This is a genomic window from Shewanella mangrovi, from assembly GCF_000753795.1.
GTDB lineage: Bacteria > Pseudomonadota > Gammaproteobacteria > Enterobacterales > Shewanellaceae > Shewanella > Shewanella mangrovi.
In genome coordinates, this window is sequence record NZ_JPEO01000002.1 from 108,612 (window position 1) to 127,535 (window position 18,924).

At 46.3% G+C, this 18,924-nt stretch carries 13 protein-coding genes, 1 tRNA gene and 1 riboswitch; of the genes, 4 read left to right on the top strand and 10 right to left on the bottom strand.

Annotation, left to right across the window (positions count from 1 at the left end):
- Positions 1-4: 4 nt before the first annotated feature.
- The 4 genes from HR45_RS03030 to HR45_RS03045 form a co-directional block, all read right to left on the bottom strand.
- Positions 5-1,285, bottom strand: a complete 1,281-nt coding sequence (locus HR45_RS03030; RefSeq protein WP_156103995.1) for an NHL repeat-containing protein — start codon at positions 1,283-1,285, stop codon at positions 5-7.
- A riboswitch (cyclic di-GMP riboswitch) is annotated at positions 1,285-1,360 on the bottom strand. (Overlaps the previous gene by 1 nt.)
- A gap of 951 nt (positions 1,361-2,311) precedes the next feature.
- Positions 2,312-5,479, bottom strand: coding sequence for an efflux RND transporter permease subunit (locus tag HR45_RS03035; protein ID WP_052074448.1), 3,168 nt, complete (start codon positions 5,477-5,479; stop codon positions 2,312-2,314).
- 3 nt (positions 5,480-5,482) lie between these two features.
- Entirely contained in the window at positions 5,483-6,682 is a 1,200-nt protein-coding gene (locus HR45_RS03040; RefSeq protein WP_052074449.1) for an efflux RND transporter periplasmic adaptor subunit, read from the bottom strand.
- An 86-nt stretch (positions 6,683-6,768) separates the two neighbouring features.
- On the bottom strand, positions 6,769-7,359 hold the full coding sequence (locus tag HR45_RS03045; protein WP_037440300.1) for an NAD(P)H-binding protein: 591 nt from the start codon (positions 7,357-7,359) through the stop codon (positions 6,769-6,771).
- Positions 7,360-7,491: 132 nt separating this feature from the next.
- Here HR45_RS03045 and HR45_RS03050 point away from each other — a divergent pair, with 132 nt between their 5' ends.
- Positions 7,492-8,385 carry a LysR family transcriptional regulator gene (locus HR45_RS03050; RefSeq protein WP_037439639.1) on the top strand — a complete coding sequence of 298 codons (894 nt, stop codon included), beginning with the start codon at positions 7,492-7,494 and terminating at the stop codon, positions 8,383-8,385.
- Between the two features lie 233 nt (positions 8,386-8,618).
- On the opposite strand, the gene HR45_RS03055 is transcribed toward HR45_RS03050, so the two are convergent.
- On the bottom strand, positions 8,619-8,981 hold the full coding sequence (locus HR45_RS03055; RefSeq protein WP_037439640.1) for a hypothetical protein: 363 nt from the start codon (positions 8,979-8,981) through the stop codon (positions 8,619-8,621).
- A gap of 631 nt (positions 8,982-9,612) precedes the next feature.
- Between HR45_RS03055 and HR45_RS03060 the strand changes: the two genes are divergently transcribed.
- Entirely contained in the window at positions 9,613-10,089 is a 477-nt protein-coding gene (locus tag HR45_RS03060; protein ID WP_037439642.1) for a GNAT family N-acetyltransferase, read from the top strand.
- 58 nt (positions 10,090-10,147) lie between these two features.
- On the opposite strand, the gene HR45_RS03065 is transcribed toward HR45_RS03060, so the two are convergent.
- Positions 10,148-11,398 carry a DEAD/DEAH box helicase gene (locus tag HR45_RS03065; protein ID WP_037439645.1) on the bottom strand — a complete coding sequence of 417 codons (1,251 nt, stop codon included), beginning with the start codon at positions 11,396-11,398 and terminating at the stop codon, positions 10,148-10,150.
- A 414-nt stretch (positions 11,399-11,812) separates the two neighbouring features.
- Between HR45_RS03065 and HR45_RS03070 the strand changes: the two genes are divergently transcribed.
- Together HR45_RS03070 and HR45_RS03075 are read left to right on the top strand one after the other, a co-directional pair.
- Positions 11,813-12,565 (top strand): DUF6090 family protein, encoded by a 753-nt coding sequence (locus HR45_RS03070; RefSeq protein ID WP_037439647.1) that lies wholly within the window; start codon positions 11,813-11,815, stop codon positions 12,563-12,565.
- Between the two features lie 416 nt (positions 12,566-12,981).
- Positions 12,982-13,698 carry a hypothetical protein gene (locus HR45_RS03075; RefSeq protein ID WP_156103996.1) on the top strand — a complete coding sequence of 239 codons (717 nt, stop codon included), beginning with the start codon at positions 12,982-12,984 and terminating at the stop codon, positions 13,696-13,698.
- Positions 13,699-13,797: 99 nt separating this feature from the next.
- On the opposite strand, the gene HR45_RS03080 is transcribed toward HR45_RS03075, so the two are convergent.
- The 4 genes from HR45_RS03080 to HR45_RS03095 form a co-directional block, all read right to left on the bottom strand.
- Positions 13,798-13,885, bottom strand: a tRNA-Ser gene (locus HR45_RS03080).
- Positions 13,886-14,008: 123 nt separating this feature from the next.
- Positions 14,009-16,009 (bottom strand): methyl-accepting chemotaxis protein, encoded by a 2,001-nt coding sequence (locus tag HR45_RS03085; RefSeq protein WP_037439651.1) that lies wholly within the window; start codon positions 16,007-16,009, stop codon positions 14,009-14,011.
- A 150-nt stretch (positions 16,010-16,159) separates the two neighbouring features.
- Positions 16,160-17,227 carry a quinolinate synthase NadA gene (nadA, locus tag HR45_RS03090; protein ID WP_052074450.1) on the bottom strand — a complete coding sequence of 356 codons (1,068 nt, stop codon included), beginning with the start codon at positions 17,225-17,227 and terminating at the stop codon, positions 16,160-16,162.
- 126 nt (positions 17,228-17,353) lie between these two features.
- Positions 17,354-18,922 (bottom strand): dihydrolipoyllysine-residue acetyltransferase, encoded by a 1,569-nt coding sequence (locus tag HR45_RS03095; RefSeq protein WP_037439653.1) that lies wholly within the window; start codon positions 18,920-18,922, stop codon positions 17,354-17,356.
- Positions 18,923-18,924 lie beyond the last annotated feature (2 nt).

The window sequence follows — 18,924 nt, forward strand, 5'->3', positions numbered from 1 at the left end:
GAAATTATTCACTATCGCAGTGGTTGTCTTCATTGAATGCTGTCACTGCCTCAACCAACTTAGAATACATGGCTCTGTCAGCTTTACTTACAGGGTCATCGAAGCCTTTTCCATCTAAAAAGGCTTCAGCCGTATTGAGTAAATCTACTGTATAGGAGTTACTGGTATTGAGTTTGGCTGCAATTAATTGGGCATAGAGCATGCTGTATGTCTTTCCTTTTGCACGCCAAAGCATCCCATCATAAGGCTTATCTCCTTCGGCCTTAGTCCCAAAACGCCCAATTACTTCAGTAATAGCGAATTCATCACTCATGTCATTTATAGTGACGCTAGCTCCCAGCCAGGAATGGTTTTTCCAGTATCCAATAGTTTTGCTACACATCACTAACGGACCAGTAGTCATATCCCCACCTAGGTTGTGCTCAAAAAGTCCGCCATTTAGATACATAGGATATGAAACGATGAGTGAACCATCTACCACACTGAGTTCATTGAAGGAATTGTTTCCCTTATTGGAGCCAATTAGATTACCCACTCCACCTACGCGAAACGCCAAACCTGTATAGCCTTCGTCAACCCCACCAATTTCAACGGCATTAACAGGAGCTGGCGGAGAACCTGGTAACGTCAAATCGTACAGAGATGTTTGGTTCAATAAATAAAGAGAACCAAACTGATCAAAAGCAATATCCCCACCATTTGTTAGAGCTCCATTTACATCTCCAACCAATGTGGCCTTGGCGTTTGAAGTATCAATGGTATATAGATGGTGTACAACTTTTTTGGTGACATAAAGTGTACCATCCGGAGCTACCGTGGCCTGATCGATATCGCCTTTTTCATCTGCTATTGGCCATTCTATAACTCCCACTGACATCAAGGTTGCACTGTCAACTTCATATTTAATCAGCTCGCTCACAACATCTTCGCGCGAGTTAATTAACCAAAGAATTTTGCCATCGGGAGACGCGGCTAGCGCATCGATGTGATCATATGGAACAATCCCATCAGCTGGTACTAAATCGGTGGGCAGAGGTATTAGGTTTGCGTGACTACTAATAGGATCAATTTCCACTCTATAAATTGCAGAAATTAAATCATTCTTTTGCAACGTATCAGAAAAATATGTTACATCATCAACAGCAAATGCTGATACAGAACTAAACATTAACATCGCAGCGGTTAGCTTACGAATATTACACATATAAACCTCCATGTTTTCCGTTTTTAGAAGGTTTAATAAATCCTGGACAAACAAAAAGCCAGGTGTCGTTTTAAATATCATTCGACAACCCGGCTATCTTGAAGAAGACCCGTGGCTTTGCGTCCCTGCATTTCTACAAGTTTGCCTTTTCGTCAAGAAGGTATAGCACTTAATGGTTAAAAAGCAACTTCTTAACATCCACTAGCAGATGAATTAATTGGAAGGTAATTGGTAATATATTGAAGATTTATAGTTCTATTAAAAATAGCCATTACAAAATAATTATGCGCAGGTGAAAATCATATTCCCTTTAATTAGTATCGATTAATATTTAGTTTTAAGTTGCGAGAGTTGCGAGAATACAATACCGGTTCAAGATCATCGGGGACCGAGTTAAACCAGAAGTCCACATCGTTTGGGCTTACTAGCAAAGGCATTCTGGAATGGTATTGGCGGCTTGTTCGGTTGCGGCTGAAGTTAACGTGACTAGCTGATGGCCGCGTTCTGATGGAAACAAGATACCAGCCATCAATGCTGGTTCGCCGTCGGGTAATCCAAAAGCGTAGTTCTGCTTGCGCGCTTCTTCTTGGCACCATTCATACCAACTCGATCAAGGCACGAGAACACGGTGATGTTTGAAGACCGAAGCAAAGGTTTTCTTCTCCCGGACGGTTTCTGCTTTAGCGTTGATAAGCAACTAATTAGACCATTCGGGTTTAATCCCCCAAAACATTCTATGACATTTATTCCCTCGCACATTTTGTGGCTAACTCAACATCATCACATTGTTTGAACGCGTGAATTGGCTATGTCCCTTATTGTTATTAGGCATCATGGGGTCAATTAAATACGAGCCATTCCAAAGTATAAGGCAGGTGCAACTCAGTCATGTTTCAAACGTGTTGCAACTGCCTCAATAAAATGTCGATAAATTATTTGCGGAAATGTCGGGAAGCATTTTTAGTAAATAATTTGTTCAATTACTTTACGTGTTTTTCAGCGTGGCAGTACCTCCTCTGAACGCAATGAACCTATTAGTCTCATTCATCAATAAACCTCAGAGATGAATCAGCCTACAAACTGTAGGCTGATCCTAGGGGGTGTCGGTTAGACTAGCGGAGGCTTTTCACCGTGAAAGTGCAGCGGCTTATTACCTGTGAGTTTACGCAACACCACGTAAAACACTGGAGTAAGAAAGAGTCCGAAGAAGGTCACGCCTAGCATGCCACTAAACACTGCAATGCCCATCGCTTGACGCATTTCTGCGCCCGCACCAGATGACAGCACCAGCGGTACTACGCCCATAATGAAGGCAATTGACGTCATCAGAATTGGCCGTAAACGTAACTTACAGGCTTCGATTGCCGCTTGCACTGGCGTCTTACCGCTAAATTCCAACTCGCGAGCGAACTCGACAATCAGAATAGCGTTTTTCGCCGAGAGCCCCACCAACACCATCAAACCAATTTGGGTAAAGATGTTATTGTCGCCATTCGTCAGCCAGATACCGACCATCGCAGCCAATACACTCATGGGCACAATCAATACAATCGCCAGCGGTAGCATTAAGCTTTCGTATTGTGCGGCCAGTACCAAGAACACCAACAGAATAGTCAACGGGAACAACCACACTGCTGAGTTACCGGCCAAAATCTGCTGATAGGTCAGCTCAGTCCATTCAAACTCCATTCCTTGCGGTAGTGTTTCTGCCGCAATACGTTCAATTGCAGCCTGTGCTTGACCAGAGGAATATCCAGCGGCAGGTGCACCATTAATATCAGCAGTTAAAAAGCCGTTATACCGCATCACCCGCTCAGGGCCATAGCTGTAATCGACCTTCATTACCGATGCCAGCGGCACCATGTCGCCGTTGTTGGAACGTACTTTGAGCTTGCCGATGTCTTCAGGATGGGCGCGATATTTTGCATCCGCTTGCACCCGTACCGTGTAAGTGCGACCAAAGGCATTAAAATCATTAACGTATACCGAGCCAAGATAGATCGATAGTGTGTTAAAGATATCGGTCAGTGGAACGCCCAACTGTTGCGCTTTGGTACGATCAACATCGGCAAATAATTGCGGTACATTAAGCTTCCAATTGCTGTAGACGCCTTGTAACTCAGGCGCCTGTGATGCTTTTGCCACAAAATCATTTACGGCTTTATCCATCGCATCAAAACCAAGCGACGCACGATCTTCCAGCTGCAATTTAAATCCACCAGTCGTGCCTAAACCTTGCACTGGTGGAGGCGGAAACATTGCAATAAATGCGTCCTGAATGCCACCAAATGCTTGATTCAACTGCCCTGCTACTGCAGCCCCAGATTGATCAGCACGCTGACGCTCTTCAAACGGTTTCAACACCACAAAAATAATGCCGGAGTTGGGGCTATTGGTAAAACCACTGATAGACAAGCCCGGGAATGCCAACGTGTCTTGCACGTTAGGATTAGTAGCCGCGATTTCACCCATACGGCGGATCACTTCTTCAGTGCGATCTAAGGTTGCGCCATCTGGCAGTTGCGCAAAGCCCACGAGATACTGTTTATCCTGCGCAGGTACATAGCCTGTAGGCACTGTTTTCAACAGCCCGCCGGTGACTGCGCCTAAGCCGACAAAAAGCACTAACATTAACCCTTTGTGCGACAGCACGCGGTTTACGCCACCTTGGTAACGTTCGCTACCACGATGGAACACACGGTTAAACTGCTTGAAGAAACGCCCGAACAGTTTGTCCATCAAGCGGGTTAAGCCATCTTTGGGAGCGTCATGGCCGCGCAATAAAATCGCCGATAATGCCGGAGATAAGGTCAAAGAGTTGAACGCTGAAATCACCGTCGAAATCGCAATCGTGACCGCAAACTGACGATAGAATTGACCAGTCAATCCGCTGAAGAATGCCAACGGAACAAATACCGCCACCAGCACTAAGGCAATGGCAATAATCGGCCCCGAGACTTCACGCATCGCTTTGTAAGTTGCTTCGCGAGCCGACAAGCCTGACTCGATATTCCGCTCAACGTTTTCCACCACCACAATGGCATCATCCACCACAATACCAATGGCAAGAACCAAGCCGAATAAACTTAGCGCGTTAATTGAAAGGCCCATCAAGTTAAGTACCGCAAAGGTGCCGACAATCGAAATGGGGACAGCCAACAATGGAATAATCGACGCCCGCCAAGTTTGCAAGAACAACACCACCACTAGGACTACCAGCATAATCGCTTCAAGTAGGGTGTGGATTACCGACTCAATCGAAGCCCGCACAAACTGCGTTGGATCATAAGCAATGCGATAGCCAACACCTTCTGGCATCTGCTTTTCAGCCTGCGCCATTACCGCTCGCACTTGCTCAGAGATCTCCAGCGCGTTGGAACCTGGCGCCTGATGAATACCAATACCGACCGCAGGATTATTGTTGAGCAACGAACGCAATGAGTAATCTGCTGCGCCCAGTTCAATACGTGCCAGATCTTTCAGGCGAGTGACAGCGCCTGTATCTGAAGTTTGAACTATGATGTCGCCAAACTCTTCAGGGGTAGACAGTCGCCCTTTAGCATTGACTGATAGTTGTAGCTGCACGCCTGGTAGATTGGGGCTGGCACCTACCGTACCCGCCGCCGCTTGAATGTTTTGCGCGTTGATCGCTGCGACGACATCACTGGCGGAGATATGTTGTTGCGCCAATTTTTCTGGATCGAGCCATACCCGCATCGCGTATTCGCCACCACCAAAAATCGCCACATCGCCTACCCCCTTAATGCGGGCCAGATTGTCACGCAGGTGCAATAACGCATAGTTACGCAGATAATCCATGCCATACCGATTATTAGGTGATTGCAGATGCACCACCATGGTCAAATCCGGCGATGCCTTGGTAGTTGACACGCCTAAACGCTGAACTTCTTCAGGCAAGCGAGCTTCAGCTTGAGCCACACGGTTTTGCACTAACTGCTGCGCTTTATCGGGATCGGTGCCAAGAGCAAAAATCACATTGAGCGTCATCGCACCATCGGTAGTGGCTTGGCTGTTCATATACAGCATGCCTTCAACGCCGTTGATCTGTTCCTCTAATGGCGCAGCCACAGTTTCAGCAATGACTTCTGGGTTAGCACCTGGGTAGCTGGCTTTGACCACAACAGTTGGAGGTACAACTTCGGGATACTCAGAAATTGGCAGCTGCGGCAATGACACCACACCCGCCAAAAATATCAGCACCGACAGTACCCCTGCAAAAATGGGGCGGTCGATAAAAAAGCGTGAAATATTCATAGATTAAGCGCCCTCTTTTACGGTCGCAGCAGTATTGTCTTGGGCAATAGTCACCGCCACCGTGACACCGGGCCTTACTCGTTGCAGGCCGCTGACAATCACTCGATCGCCATCATTCAAACCTGAGGTGATAACTCGCTTTCCCGCTACAATGCTGCCTAATGTAACGTTACGATATTCCACCTGATTTTGTGGGTTCACAACGAAGACATATTTCTTGTCCTGATCCGTGCCGATTGCGCTTTCGGTGAGCAATACACCTTTGCTAGGCTGAGCCTGACCGAGACTGACACGCACAAACTGTCCTGGCAGTAACTGGCCATTACTGTTGTCGAACACGGCACGCATATTCAGCGTGCCGCTACCAGCATCAACCATGTTGTTCACTAATTTAAGTGTGCCTTTCGAAGCGGAATTAGCGCCATTGCTGACTGCTTTTACTGGTACCTGATTTAAGCGCATCAACTGTTCACGTCCATTGCCCAATTGCGCTAAAACATCAGTAGCGATTGAACTTTCAACGTCAAAGTTGACATAAATTGGTGACATAGAAACAATGCTGGTAATGGGCGCTGCGCCGTTGCCAGCAGCAACTAAGTTGCCCGGTGTAAACGCCAATTTGCCAATGCGGCCCGACACCGGCGCTTTGACTTGGGTATAAGACAGGTTTAACCGTGCCAGCGCCAAATCAGCCTGAGCGGCTTGCAGATTGGCTTTAGCGGCATTGGCGGTGTTTTGCAGTTGTTCCATGTCATTTTCGGCAATTAATTTCTTCTCCCACAAACGCTTAGCACGCTGATATTCCAGATGTGCCTGTGCACTTTGTGCAGCTGCAGCAGCGACAGTTGCTGCTGCTTTTTGCTCTTCTGCGCGGTACGGCGCAGGGTCAATGGTCAACAATAGCTGGCCTTTTTCGACATAAGAGCCTTCCTCAAAGTGAACACTTTGCAGCATGCCCGCAACTCGAGCACGAACATTCACCTGGTCAATTGCTTCAACGCTGCCAGAGTATTCATGCCAAGGCATAAAGCTTTGTTGATGAACATTCACTGCTGTGACTTGCACCGCTGCTGGTAGCGCCTGAGTATCCGCCATTGCTTGTTCGCTTTTGAGTGGCAAGGTGGCGATGACACCGTATCCAAACAAAGCCGCTGTCGCTACAGCAAGAAAACGATGGCGTTTAACAAATATTGTCGCGTTCATCTGTTTGATTCTCCTGAGATGAAGACAAAAAATCCCCCCTGCTGTTGGCTAACAGCAGTGACGTTAATCTTAAATTTGGTGGTGAGTTAGCGCTGGTGTACGCCTAAACTTTCGCGGATATGGACATTGTTCAATGCGGATTTCACGATTAAATCAGCGACACTCTTTCTCGAAACTGTCGCATCAGCATTAACAAAATCTTCACCTTTTTGCGTTATGCCGTAGCTAATTTCATTGCGGTTGTTGAGCCACGCTGGACGTAAAATGGTGTAATCCAAATTCGATGCTTCGACAATACGAGTCGCATCGCGATATGGCTGCAAAATACTGCCAAAACTCTCGCCCAGTACTTCGTCATACACCCCCATGGAGGTGACAAAGATCAGCCGTTTGACTTCGGCTTCCGTCATCGCGCGCACGACTTTTTGGGCATGCGCTGCCATATCACCGGCAAGGTTGGCGTATACGGTATCTTGCTTGTCCATCAAAGCAGCCAGCAGTTGCTGGTCTCGAATATCAGCTTCAATGAGCTGTACTCGTGGATGCCCGCCTAAATGAGCTAAGCGCTGCGCGTTGCGCAAAACCAACGTTAATTTCACATCTAACGCTTCTAAAAAGAGATGCACAGCTTGTTGAGCAATCTGTCCTGCCGCACCCAAAATTAAAATATGTCGCATCCATTTACTCTCGCGGTAATCGTCTTGAATAAAAATCCGACGTGTTGAATCGATGAACAATAGTTTACTCATTTGGCATTTTTTGATTAGATGGATAAATCTTAATAGACCTATAAGTTGGACTTATTAATAATGAGCCAAGAAAACTTCAATGATTTGTACGCCTTTGTTTGTGTGGCGCAGGAAGGCAGCTTTACAAAAGCGGCGGCACGTTTGAACGTATCACAGTCGGCACTTAGCCAAACGGTACGTAACTTAGAACAGCGCATGGGCATTCGCTTACTATCACGCACCACCCGCAGTGTTGCGACAACCCATGCGGGTGAACGTTTGTTTGTAAAGCTGGCGCCACTCTTTGAAGACGTTACCCAAGAGTTACAAGACATCAGTGAACTGCGTGACTGCCCAACGGGCATCATTCGTATCACCACACCTGAACATGCAATCGATCATGTGTTATGGCCCGTGGTAAAACGCTTTATGGAGAAATACCCTGATGTCACTGTTGAACTCAATGCTGACAATCGATTGGTGGACATTGTGGGCGATCGCTTTGATGCGGGTGTACGACTTGGTGAAATGCTTGCCAAAGATATGGTCGCGATGCCTATCACCCCCGAATTGCGCGTCGCTGTCGCAGCTTCACCGGAGTACTTTGCCAAGCATGGGACGCCTACCCATCCAAAAGACCTGATGCAGCACCGCTGTATTAACTGGCGATTACCAACCGCTGGCGGACTATTGCCGTGGGAATTTGAACGTGACGGCGAAAAGATCAATATTCGCCCCAACAATAGTTTAATTCTCAATACATCTAATGCCGGCATTCAAGCTGTATTAGATGGCGTCGGAATTTTCTATACCATGGAAGAGAAAGTCGCACCCTATGTCAAAAATGGTCGCTTGGTGCGCGTGCTCGAAGAGTGGTGTCCGCCCTTTCCCGGCTTTTATCTCTATTACCCGAGTCGCCACCACAGATCGCAGGCGTTTTCACTATTTTTGGAAGAATTGCGTTATTCCAAGTAACCCGGTTTGCTCTCGCAACATTGCGCCCAGCTCCACGAGTGATTTAATTAAAACTCAAATTAAATCACTTATTGTCACTGACATGGAAATCCCGTTCAATTACCACCACTCACTTCCACCGAGCCCAATAACCGCTATCATCCGAGCCTTAACGTTACCCAAAGTCAGAACGAGACATGGTGGAGTGGACTTACCTGTAAATCAGTCGTTAAATACTCACCGTATTACATCATTTAACTTTGGGTATTGAGCGCAATGAATGTGGGAATCTCACTATCCTCAATCTCACTTGCTTTGCGGGTTCTTAATTCTCGAATCGCCCACGTTACATGCCCTATCCTTAAGCAGCCATCGGTACACTTAGATTCTATTCGCGATATCAACATAAGCAGTTCATTACCTCTACCGATGCTGAAAAATGCAGCAACAAAGTCATTACGCTCCTCTTTCGAGAGTTTTTCAAATTGCCGAAAAATGTCTTTTTCCGCGATTTTGAACTGAACATATCGTTCTCTGATAATGTAGAAGAAATACAGAAATATTAAGGCGACAGTGAGCAATAACCACCAAAGCATTTTATCTAAGACAATTTCCATAATTTAACCCTCATTAATCAGGTAATGACTAAATTCAGCTAATATTCAATTGCATACATTCAATTACTTCTAACAGCGCAACAACAACCATCTTGGCTTGGTTCGCAGCCCAAGCGGCAATGTGCAGGTCTCTCAAAAACTGAGTAAACCGGATCTTTATCACACACACCTAATTTAGATAATGGCCAACGAAAAACATTGAGGCATATCAAAACAAGGTTACATTTTTGTTAGATAGATGGTTTGCCACTACTAAGAGGAATCACTCTACGTAAATAACCAAATAACCACTGATACATCTCACTTCAGCCGAGGAAATTTGCTCAATTTAAAGTGGTAAAAGTCTTGACCTGAGAATTTAAGCGATTAATCATTCATCGGGTTTTCGTGTGATAAGCGTTAACGCTGGATTCCGGTAAAGTAAGAACTGGGCCCTAATGGGAAAGGCTACAGAAAGCCTTGCCGCAACAATTTAGTGCGTTTGAGATAGTATTAATGGCAGCTAGCCGCGCTGAAAATTGATGTGTGAGCATTAACCTGATTGGGCATATTTACTACTTTTAACCAACTAACACCTTCACATTGCTTATAAAATTCATGGTGTAGGCCAAGTTAAATTGACGTGAGAAACATGGAACTTCGAGCATTTGAAAAGGCAGATTACCAGCTACTTATTCGTTGGATTAAATCAGAGGAGCTAACCTATCTGTGGGGAGGCCCACGTTATACATTTCCGCTAGATGAAGCGCAAATAACCGAACACTGTTCGCAACCTGACGTATTTCCATTTGTTTTTGTTGCTGCGGGGCAAAACGCTGGCTATGTGGAATTGGTAAGAATATCAGAATCCCATTTCCGTATTTGTCGTGTGTTCATATCGGACAGCTTTCGCGGTCAGGGGCTTTCGAAAATCATGTTGGGTCAGTTAATAGCATTAGCAAAAGCGCGACATAATGCCAATATGCTTTCCCTCGGTGTGTTCGAACAAAACGAGGTCGCCAAAGCCTGTTACCAATCACTCGGCTTTGTGGTTACATCCCGAGAGACTGGCAACAAATCATTTGCAGGTGACGTGTGGACACTTCTGCGGATGGAAAAGCGCCTATAAAATCAGTCATGCGACGCTCAGCACTTTTTCTTCAAACACTTTGCCACGGAGTTAGCAGTTATCGCCTCCGTGGTCTGCCGCTCTTTGCTTTGTGATTGCCCACTTGCCCAAGCGCTTTAGCACGTAGCGTTTTCTTAGATGGTTTACGCTTGGTGTTGTTTGCCTCTTCTTGAGCCATCAGACTTGGCTCGAACCCTTCCATCCATTGCAGCAGAAACTGTTCGCCAGTGAGTTTTTGGATATCTTCAACGAGGTACTTCTCTTTATTCGACACTAACGACACCGCCAAACCCGCCTGCCCAGCGCGACCAGTACGTCCAACACGGTGAATATAGTCTTCGGCGTTGTAGGGTAGCTCGTAATTGATGACGTATTGCAGTTGCTCAATGTCCAAACCTCGTGCGGCAACATCAGTCGCTACCAGCACACGCACTTGCCCGGTTTTAAACTGTGCCAACCCACGATCTCGGGCGCCTTGCGATTTATCGCCGTGTACTGGCGCTGCACTAATGCCATCTTTTTCAAGTTCTTTTGCAAGTTCATCCACCGCTTGTTTGGTACGGGTGAAGATCAGCACCTGTTGCCAGTTTTTTGAACCAATCAAGTATGCCACTAGCGCTGCTTTGCGTTGATTGTCGACCTCATAAAAGCGTTGTTCGATTTTTGCCGCGGTGGCATTACGTTCTGCAACTTCGAGAAGTTTTGGCTGCTTTAACATGGTCTTACTCAGCGCAAAAACATCATCATTAAAGGTCGCTGAGAAGAACAAGGTTTGCCGCGTATTTGGCAAGCGTTTAAGAATGCGGTTGATATCGATAATAAAGCCCATATCCAGCATACGATCTGCTTCATCAAGCACCAATGTTTCCAGTGTGCTTAAGTCGATAAGTTCTTTGATAGCGAGTTCTAACAGACGCCCCGGCGTTGCCACCAATACATCACAGCCTTGGTTTAGCGCCTCAAGCTGAGGATTAATGCTCGCGCCACCGTATGCCACAACGGCTTTAATCGCCAAGCCTTCACTATATTTCACAAAGCTTTGGTGTACTTGTTGTGCCAGCTCCCGTGTTGGCGTCAGCACTAACACGCGAATCGCGTTTTCAGCTACAACGCGAACGAGCTGACGTTGGATCAATGGCAGCGCAAATGCAGCGGTTTTCCCTGTGCCTGTTTGCGCACCAGCCATCACATCGTGCCCCGCGAGCACTTCAGGGATGGCGGCTCGTTGAATAGGCGTTGGCGCTTGATACCCCACCTTATCGAGGATAGCCAATAAATCCGGATGAAGACCAAGGGAGGAGAAACTCATAAACAAGCACCGCTGACTGTAAATTTAGACGGCGCGATTGTAGCACCGAAACTATCAAAGGCGGAGCTAAGAACATGAGTTCACGAGTTTGATCGTTGCTTAATATCGTCATTGCCAAAATGATTTCTCTGGGCGCAGGTCGAAATCTATTTCAAGCAAATGATTAGCGAAACTTTGGACAACTGCACTGGCTTGTCGCATTTCAACGTTTTTGCTAGCTTTTACTATTGGTCGCACGGATGTCGATTATGGCAACCGCCCATGACTAACCATCGCATTATGAATCAGGTATCAAACGGTAATAGGTGCGCCGAGTATCAATGCTATTCATAGGTACGTGGTGAATTTATACGATTCCGACAAGATTACTAACTCATTTGATCTAACTGTGTTGCTAATAAAAGGGACTGACTCATGTGGTTACGCCGTATTGCTGAACATGTTAGAGAGCAGAATTGGACCGCCATCGTTATCGATTTTGCTATTGTGGTAATGGGGGTTTTTATAGGTATACAGGTGTCCAACTGGAATCAGCAACAGAACAATGTTGCACGACAAAATGTGTTGCTGTTTCAATTGGTTGAAGACTTACACGCTGATTTAGGAGAACTCGAGTTCGTCATTTGGATTTCAACATTGCGCTTCAACGCTGCTGAAACCATTGTAAACCGAGCTTCTGGTTGGGAGCTACCCGATACTTACCCTAATGATTATGGGAAACTGACCCAACTTGCACTGCCGCAAAGAACTAGGCCTGATAGCGCATCCGATGCACTCTATTTCTCACAACGCTTTACCGTTTTTGATATGGAGTTAAGGACATACTCCATCTTGATTGCCGGTGGCGATCTTTCTTTTGCAAAAAGGCCGGCATTAGCAAACCAACTTCGCGAACACTACAACTTCGCCGAGCAGTGGATTAGAACAGAAAAGACCAGACACCAATCAACCAATACTGAATTGTTGACAGCGTTTAATCGTCACGGCATAAATATTAACGACAAAATCGACTGGTTAACGTTAAATAAGCTCGTAAAGGAAGATCTAGAGCTTCAAGGGTTACTGAAAAGGACTGTGTGGCTAGCGTACAACCAAATCTACTTTCTAAAGCATATTTCGACTCAAACTGAGCAGTTAATTAAGCAAATTGAATCCACCAACCAGTGACTTAAGATATTTATCTCAAACCTACACTGTAGACAGTTTTGAACGCTCACAACTGCCGCTCCTAATTTATTCATTAACCGACGGAAGACCGCTTAAATGCTCCCCTTCCGCTGTAATTCGGTTGGAACACATGCAATAGCTAACGTTAAATAACGAGCTAAACACCGACTCAGAGACCATCCATCTAGTTTCATTCAGTCTAATATTTGTACAACATCGCAAATACAGTAGTCTTTTGAAAAGTACTAAACTGATTTTCATCCAAATTTAGTCCGTTAGGCTTAGTTACGAAAAATAGCGTTATTTAGTGCGACGCAATACCTTTTTAAATTTCAATTATTTAAGGGAGAGTTACGGTGTTACAGGGAAATCGCATTTTTCACATAAGAGTAAGTCGGACACTGGTTAATTGGTTTATGGACCTAATTGTCGTGGTCGTCGGTGTGTTGCTGGCACTATGGACGTCAGAGTGGGCGCAAGGTCGGCATACGGCAGAGAGGCTTGCTGACGTTAAAGCTGCCCTGCACCGCGAGATGATACATAATTACGAGATTGCGGTTGAGCAGGAAGCAATTATTCCTTGCTACGCTAATTTCTCTCACCAACTTCAGGCTCAACTACTTCAGAGCACGAACATGTGGGCTGGGTTTGATTCTCAATTTAGTCGGCCTGACTTGAATGCCACGGGTCTAACCTACGGTATTATAGGCGTTATGCCGCAGCGGCTGGAAACTGAAATGTGGCAATCGGTTAAGAACAACGATGTCCTTTCTTCTATGCCTATCAAAGAGTTACAGAAATATCAGCAATACTACATGGTAACGGCATTTCTCAATACGGGCATTGCCCGAGTCGAGGCGATGCGCGATAGCCTTTCTGGACTAGTGTTCCCCGGCCCTTTAGCCCCACAAACGAGAACAAATGCTCTACGGGACATTGCTAATTTTAACAATGGCATTCAGCGTTTGGATGCACGTGAATTACTCAATAGCATGTTTATCGATTTAGGCCTGAAACTACCAGCAAATACTAAAAGTATGCTGGCGGATTCTGAGCAGGAAGCGAAGGATTCCGGCCTGTCTTGTTATAAGATTCAATCCATTGATGTGCCATTTGCAAACTCAGTACCTTAGCCGAAACATTAGTGCCGTACTAATCTAATAGTGAACACGTAAACATCAAAAACCAAACAAAACGGGGTTCAGTTTACACTGAACCCCGTTTCTAAATTCTGGCGGTGAGGGAGGGAGTCGAACCCTCGATACGTTTCCGTATACACACTTTCCAGGCGTGCTCCTTCGGCCACTCGGACACCTCACCATATTGTTGTTAGCTGCTTGACGGCAGTTAACGGAGCGGTACTTTACGCAAAAGCCTGTAGAGGGTCAAGCAAAAACGTAGCAACTAAATTTGAGTGGCCGTTTGCTGAGCAAGTCTCTGATTTTAATTGTCTGTTGTCTTAAATTTAAGTACTTGCTGCTTTAAGCTTTCTGCCTCAGAGAGCAGCGAGTTATTAAGCACTCTAAACTCCTCCGCGATACTCTTGGTACTATTGTACGTCTCACTAATTTTGAGTGCGTTTTGGTTCACTTCTTCTGAGACTACCGATTGCTCATGTGTGGCAGCGGCGATCTGTTCATTCATACTTTCAATCAATTCCACTTGCGATACGATGCGATAAAGCTCTTCCCCAGCGCGGTTTGCTTCAGTCACGCTGGAATCTGCGCGTTGACGCCCTTTGGCAATTGCCGTCACCGCTTGTTGAGCTCCTTGCTTCAACCTGTCGGTCATTTTGCGGATGTCTTCTGTAGAGCTTTGCGAGCGCTGAGCTAGATTCCGTACTTCATCAGCAACAACAGCAAAGCCTCGGCCCATTTCCCCTGCCCGAGCGGCCTCAATGGCAGCGTTCAAGGCAAGTAAATTGGTTTGTTCGGCAATGCCGTTGATCTCTTCGAGCAAGCCCACAATGCTATGGATATCGCTATCGAGTTGCTGAATTGAGTCAGAAGCAGTTTCGATCTCGACTGCCAGTTCACTAATGGCATCAGCCGTTTTACACACTTCCAGATTCCCTTCTTTAGCCTCCTGACTGGCGACCTTCGTTGCATCAGTCACTTTGATGGCACTAGCGGCAATCTCTTGTACGGTCGAACTCATTTCCGTCATCGCTGAAGCCACTTGTTCCGCTTCGCTATAACCCACAGCAACGTTTTTCGTTAGCTGTTGAGAAAAGCTGTTCATCTGCCCAACCGCCAAATTCAGACTATGCGCGTTGTTTCTGACGGTCGAAATCACTTTATCAAAGTCACCCAACATACTATTGATTGCCGCCGCAATATGACCTAACTCGTCGTCACCTTGTAGCTTGAGCCGCGTGGTCATATCAAACTCGGTTTTGGTATGCATAATACCGTTATGCAACAATTTAAGACGGCTTAACATGTTGTAAATAATGAGATAACTAATGATCACGATAGCAAGAAGACTCAACACAATCGCACAACCTTCAATCCAAGCTCGACTGAGCAGTTGTTGGTAATAGTGCTGTGTGTTGTCGATAAGATTTTGCTGCAATACCATCTCAAATTTACGCAGCAGTTCAATCCTTGCTGTTGACGCTGCAAACCATTTTTCTGCGGACTGGGCTGCAATTTCGTCAGCGTTTTGCGTCTTGGCAATTTCACGGAAGTTTTCGACTGCCGCAATTTTCGGATCCTGCAGCAATTGTTGGTATTGCGATAATTCAGATGCTGGCGCTAGCGCTAGGAATCGGCTCTGGAAACTATTTTGCTCCGAAACCAAGGTAATGAAACGGGTAAACATTCCTGTCTTAAACCCAGCCTGTCCAAAGGTGGAACTTAAAACCGCGCGTTCAATACCGGCGCGTTCTTTCATTTGTAAAAAGGCAGAAAATGCTGCTGATTCAACTGCTATGCCTTTGTTTTCCCCCGTTTTCACCACTAAGTCCACAACCGACAACAGCTCACTGTTAAGATTGGTGTAATAAGCGACCTCTTCTGGCACAGAGATCTGCAACGCAGACACCTGCTGGCGTATGTTACTTAATTTACTGAGTTCATTTCTAATATCGCTAATGCGCGAATTAATTTCAGGCGGGAAATCATGCTCAGCAATGTAGCGGCTGAAATCATCAGCCTGCGTATCGGTCAGTTTTCGTTGGCCCGGAATCGCAGTTGCGAATGACGTTCCTTTTGAGCCTAGAAAGCCCGCGCTCATTCCACGTTCTTTCTGTAATTCGTGGACTAGATTACTGTTCACTTTTACCAAATTAGATAATGCTATTACCCGTTTAGTGGTCAGCGCATTAGTGACATTGCGGTTAATGTCTAAACCACCGAAAAGTGTGGCAAGGATTAATGGCGGCAGAATAACGAGGAGAAATTTTAATTTGATTGACAGATTACCAATCCATTGGACATTCATACCGTATCTCCGTGAAATCACTATGGTGAATTGCGCACTAACGTGAGGGAAATTTGAGTATAGTTGATTGATTCGCTTAAGCTAAAAAATAAAGCGCGATATCTTATTCGATAATCGCGCTTTATTTTTCAGTTAGATAGTGTCACCCAATCAGGCGTTGCCTTTGACCTGCATTTTTAATTCCGCTGCAAAGTTCAACATACGCATTAATGGCACCAAAGCGCCCTGACGTTCAGCTTCGTCAACGTGGATTTCATGCTGCTCTGGTTGTTCAGAGGCTAGAGCGGTGTATATGGCCTTAAGTCCGTTCATCGCCATCCACGGGCAATGGGCACAGCTGCGACAAGCAGCCCCATTGCCACCAGTCGGCGCCTCAATTAAGGTCTTACCGGGAGCAGCCTGCTGCATTTTATAAAAAATGCCTTTATCGGTTGCCACAATAAACGTGTCGTTTGGCAGAGTTTGCGCCGCTTTAATCAATTGGCTTGTTGAGCCTACGGCATCGGCCATTTCCACCACACTTGCCGGAGATTCAGGGTGAACCAACACTGCTGCATCGGGATATTGCAGTTTAAGTTCCCGCAATGCCTTCGCTTTAAACTCATCGTGAACGATACATTCACCCTGCCACAACAGCATCTCAGCTCCCGTCTGTTTGGCAATATAACTGCCTAAGTGACGGTCTGGCCCCCAGATAATCTGCTTACCTTCGGCATCGAGATGTTCGACAATTTCAAGTGCAATGCTAGACGTGACCACCCAATCAGCACGCGCTTTCACAGCGGCTGAGGTATTGGCATAAACCACTACTGTATGATCTGGGTGAGCATCGCAAAAGGCACTAAAGTCACTAATAGGACAACCAACGTCCAATGAGCATGTCGCATCTAATGTAGGCATCAACACGTTTTTCTCGGGCGAAAGAATTTTGGCAGTTTCGCCCATAAATTTAACGCCAGCTACAATGAGTGTTGAGGCGGGATGCTCTTTACCAAAACGCGCCATTTCAAGCGAATCGGATACACAGCCACCGGTTTCTTCCGCCAGCGCTTGGATCTCCGGGTCGGTATAGTAGTGAGCCACCAATACCGCATCTTTTTGCTTCAACAGCGCTTTAATTTGTTCTTTGTAAAACGCTTTGTCGTTATCAGAAAGCGGCACTGGCTTTGGCGGAAAAGGATAATGTGTAGTTGAGGAATACAGCACTTCTTGCGACATAACAAAAAACGACAATTAACAAGGGTTCGCAAATTATACGGAAACTGTCACCAAAGCGTAACTTGTTTATCAAAATGCAGTGTTTTGCCAATAAAAAAGCCCCGATTAAGGGGCTTTCATCATGTATTAAAGCGCCACTATCATCTCTTCTGGCGACTCAAGATACTGCTTCCACAAGTTACAGAAACGCGCCATCGTACCGCCATCAATTACGCGGTGGTCGCCTGACCAGCTGATCTGCATAATATCGCGTGCGACCACATTGCCGTCAGCATCAAACCGGGGCAGACGTTGAATTTTACCCAAGGCCACAATCGCGACTTCTGGTTTGTTGATGATTGGCGTGGCTACCGTACCACCAATCACCCCGATGTTAGAGATAGTGATAGTGCCATCTTTCATATCGTCAGGTGCGAGACGGCCAGCGCGTGCGGCACTAGTGAGGCGTGTAATATCGCTAGCCAGTGCCAGCACGGATTTCTGCTGTACGTCTTTGATGTTGGGTACCAACAGGCCCACTTTTGAATCCACGGCCATACCGATATTATGCCGTGCCTTTAACGTCAACTCAGTGCAACTGGCATTTACTTGGCTGTTCAGCAAGGGATATTCGTTCAGGGCCAGCGACAATGCCTTCACAATAAATGGCATCAGCGTAAGCTTTCGCTCGTCGTTGCTGTACTTAGTTTTCAAACGCTCACGTAACTGCACCAACGCCGTCATATCGATCTCTTCACAATAAGTGAAGTGAGGAATGGTGGCAGCTGATTCGCTCATCTGGCGCGCCATCGCGGCCTGAACGCCTTTAATTGGTTGCACCTTGTCATTCGACGAGGCAATCGCAACGGGCAGGCTCTTGGCTGACGTTTGAGGCTGAGCACTAACACTCGCGGCTGCAGTGACACCGGATTCGAGATAACGCGCAATATCTTCCTTATAAACGCGTCCGTGTTTACCCGTACCTTCAACCAAGGCTAGATCGATATCATGGCTACGCGCCATTCTTCTGACTGCAGGACTTGCAACCGCTTTACCAGAACGCTTGCTGTCGGCAACTACATTCGTCGCATCTGTTCTCACGTTGTTTGCTGGCGCTTGCTGAGTTTGAGCAGCCGAATGCTGCTCGTTAGTGCCTTCGATTTGGATTTGAAACAACGGCGCATGAACTTTGGCAATGTCACCTTTTTGCCAATAAAGCTTACTGACGACTCCCGCATTCACTGCTGGGATCTGCACTAAGGCTTTATCGGTCATGACGTCGCACACAGGTTGATCTTCAGCGATGCTATCGCCTTCTTTTACCAACCATTCGACCAGTTCACACTCAACAATTCCCTCGCCGATGTCAGGTAACAGAAAATCCTCAAAGTGAGCCGCATTCGTCGTAGCTGCAACATTATTTGATGCCGCTGCGACTGAAGATGATGTTTCTGCCGCTACTTCCGCAGTTTCACCCTCCGTTAACTCAACAGAAAACAGCGGTGCATGCACTTGCGCAATTTCGCCTTGGGCATAGCAAAGTTTTTTCACCACACCAGCAAATGGCGCCGGGATCTGCACCAACGCCTTATCGGTCATCACTTCACAAACAGGTTGGTCTTCAGCAATAGTATCGCCTTCGGCAATAAGCCATTCAATGATCTCGCATTCGACCACACCTTCGCCGATATCAGGAAGAATAAAATCCTTAATCATCA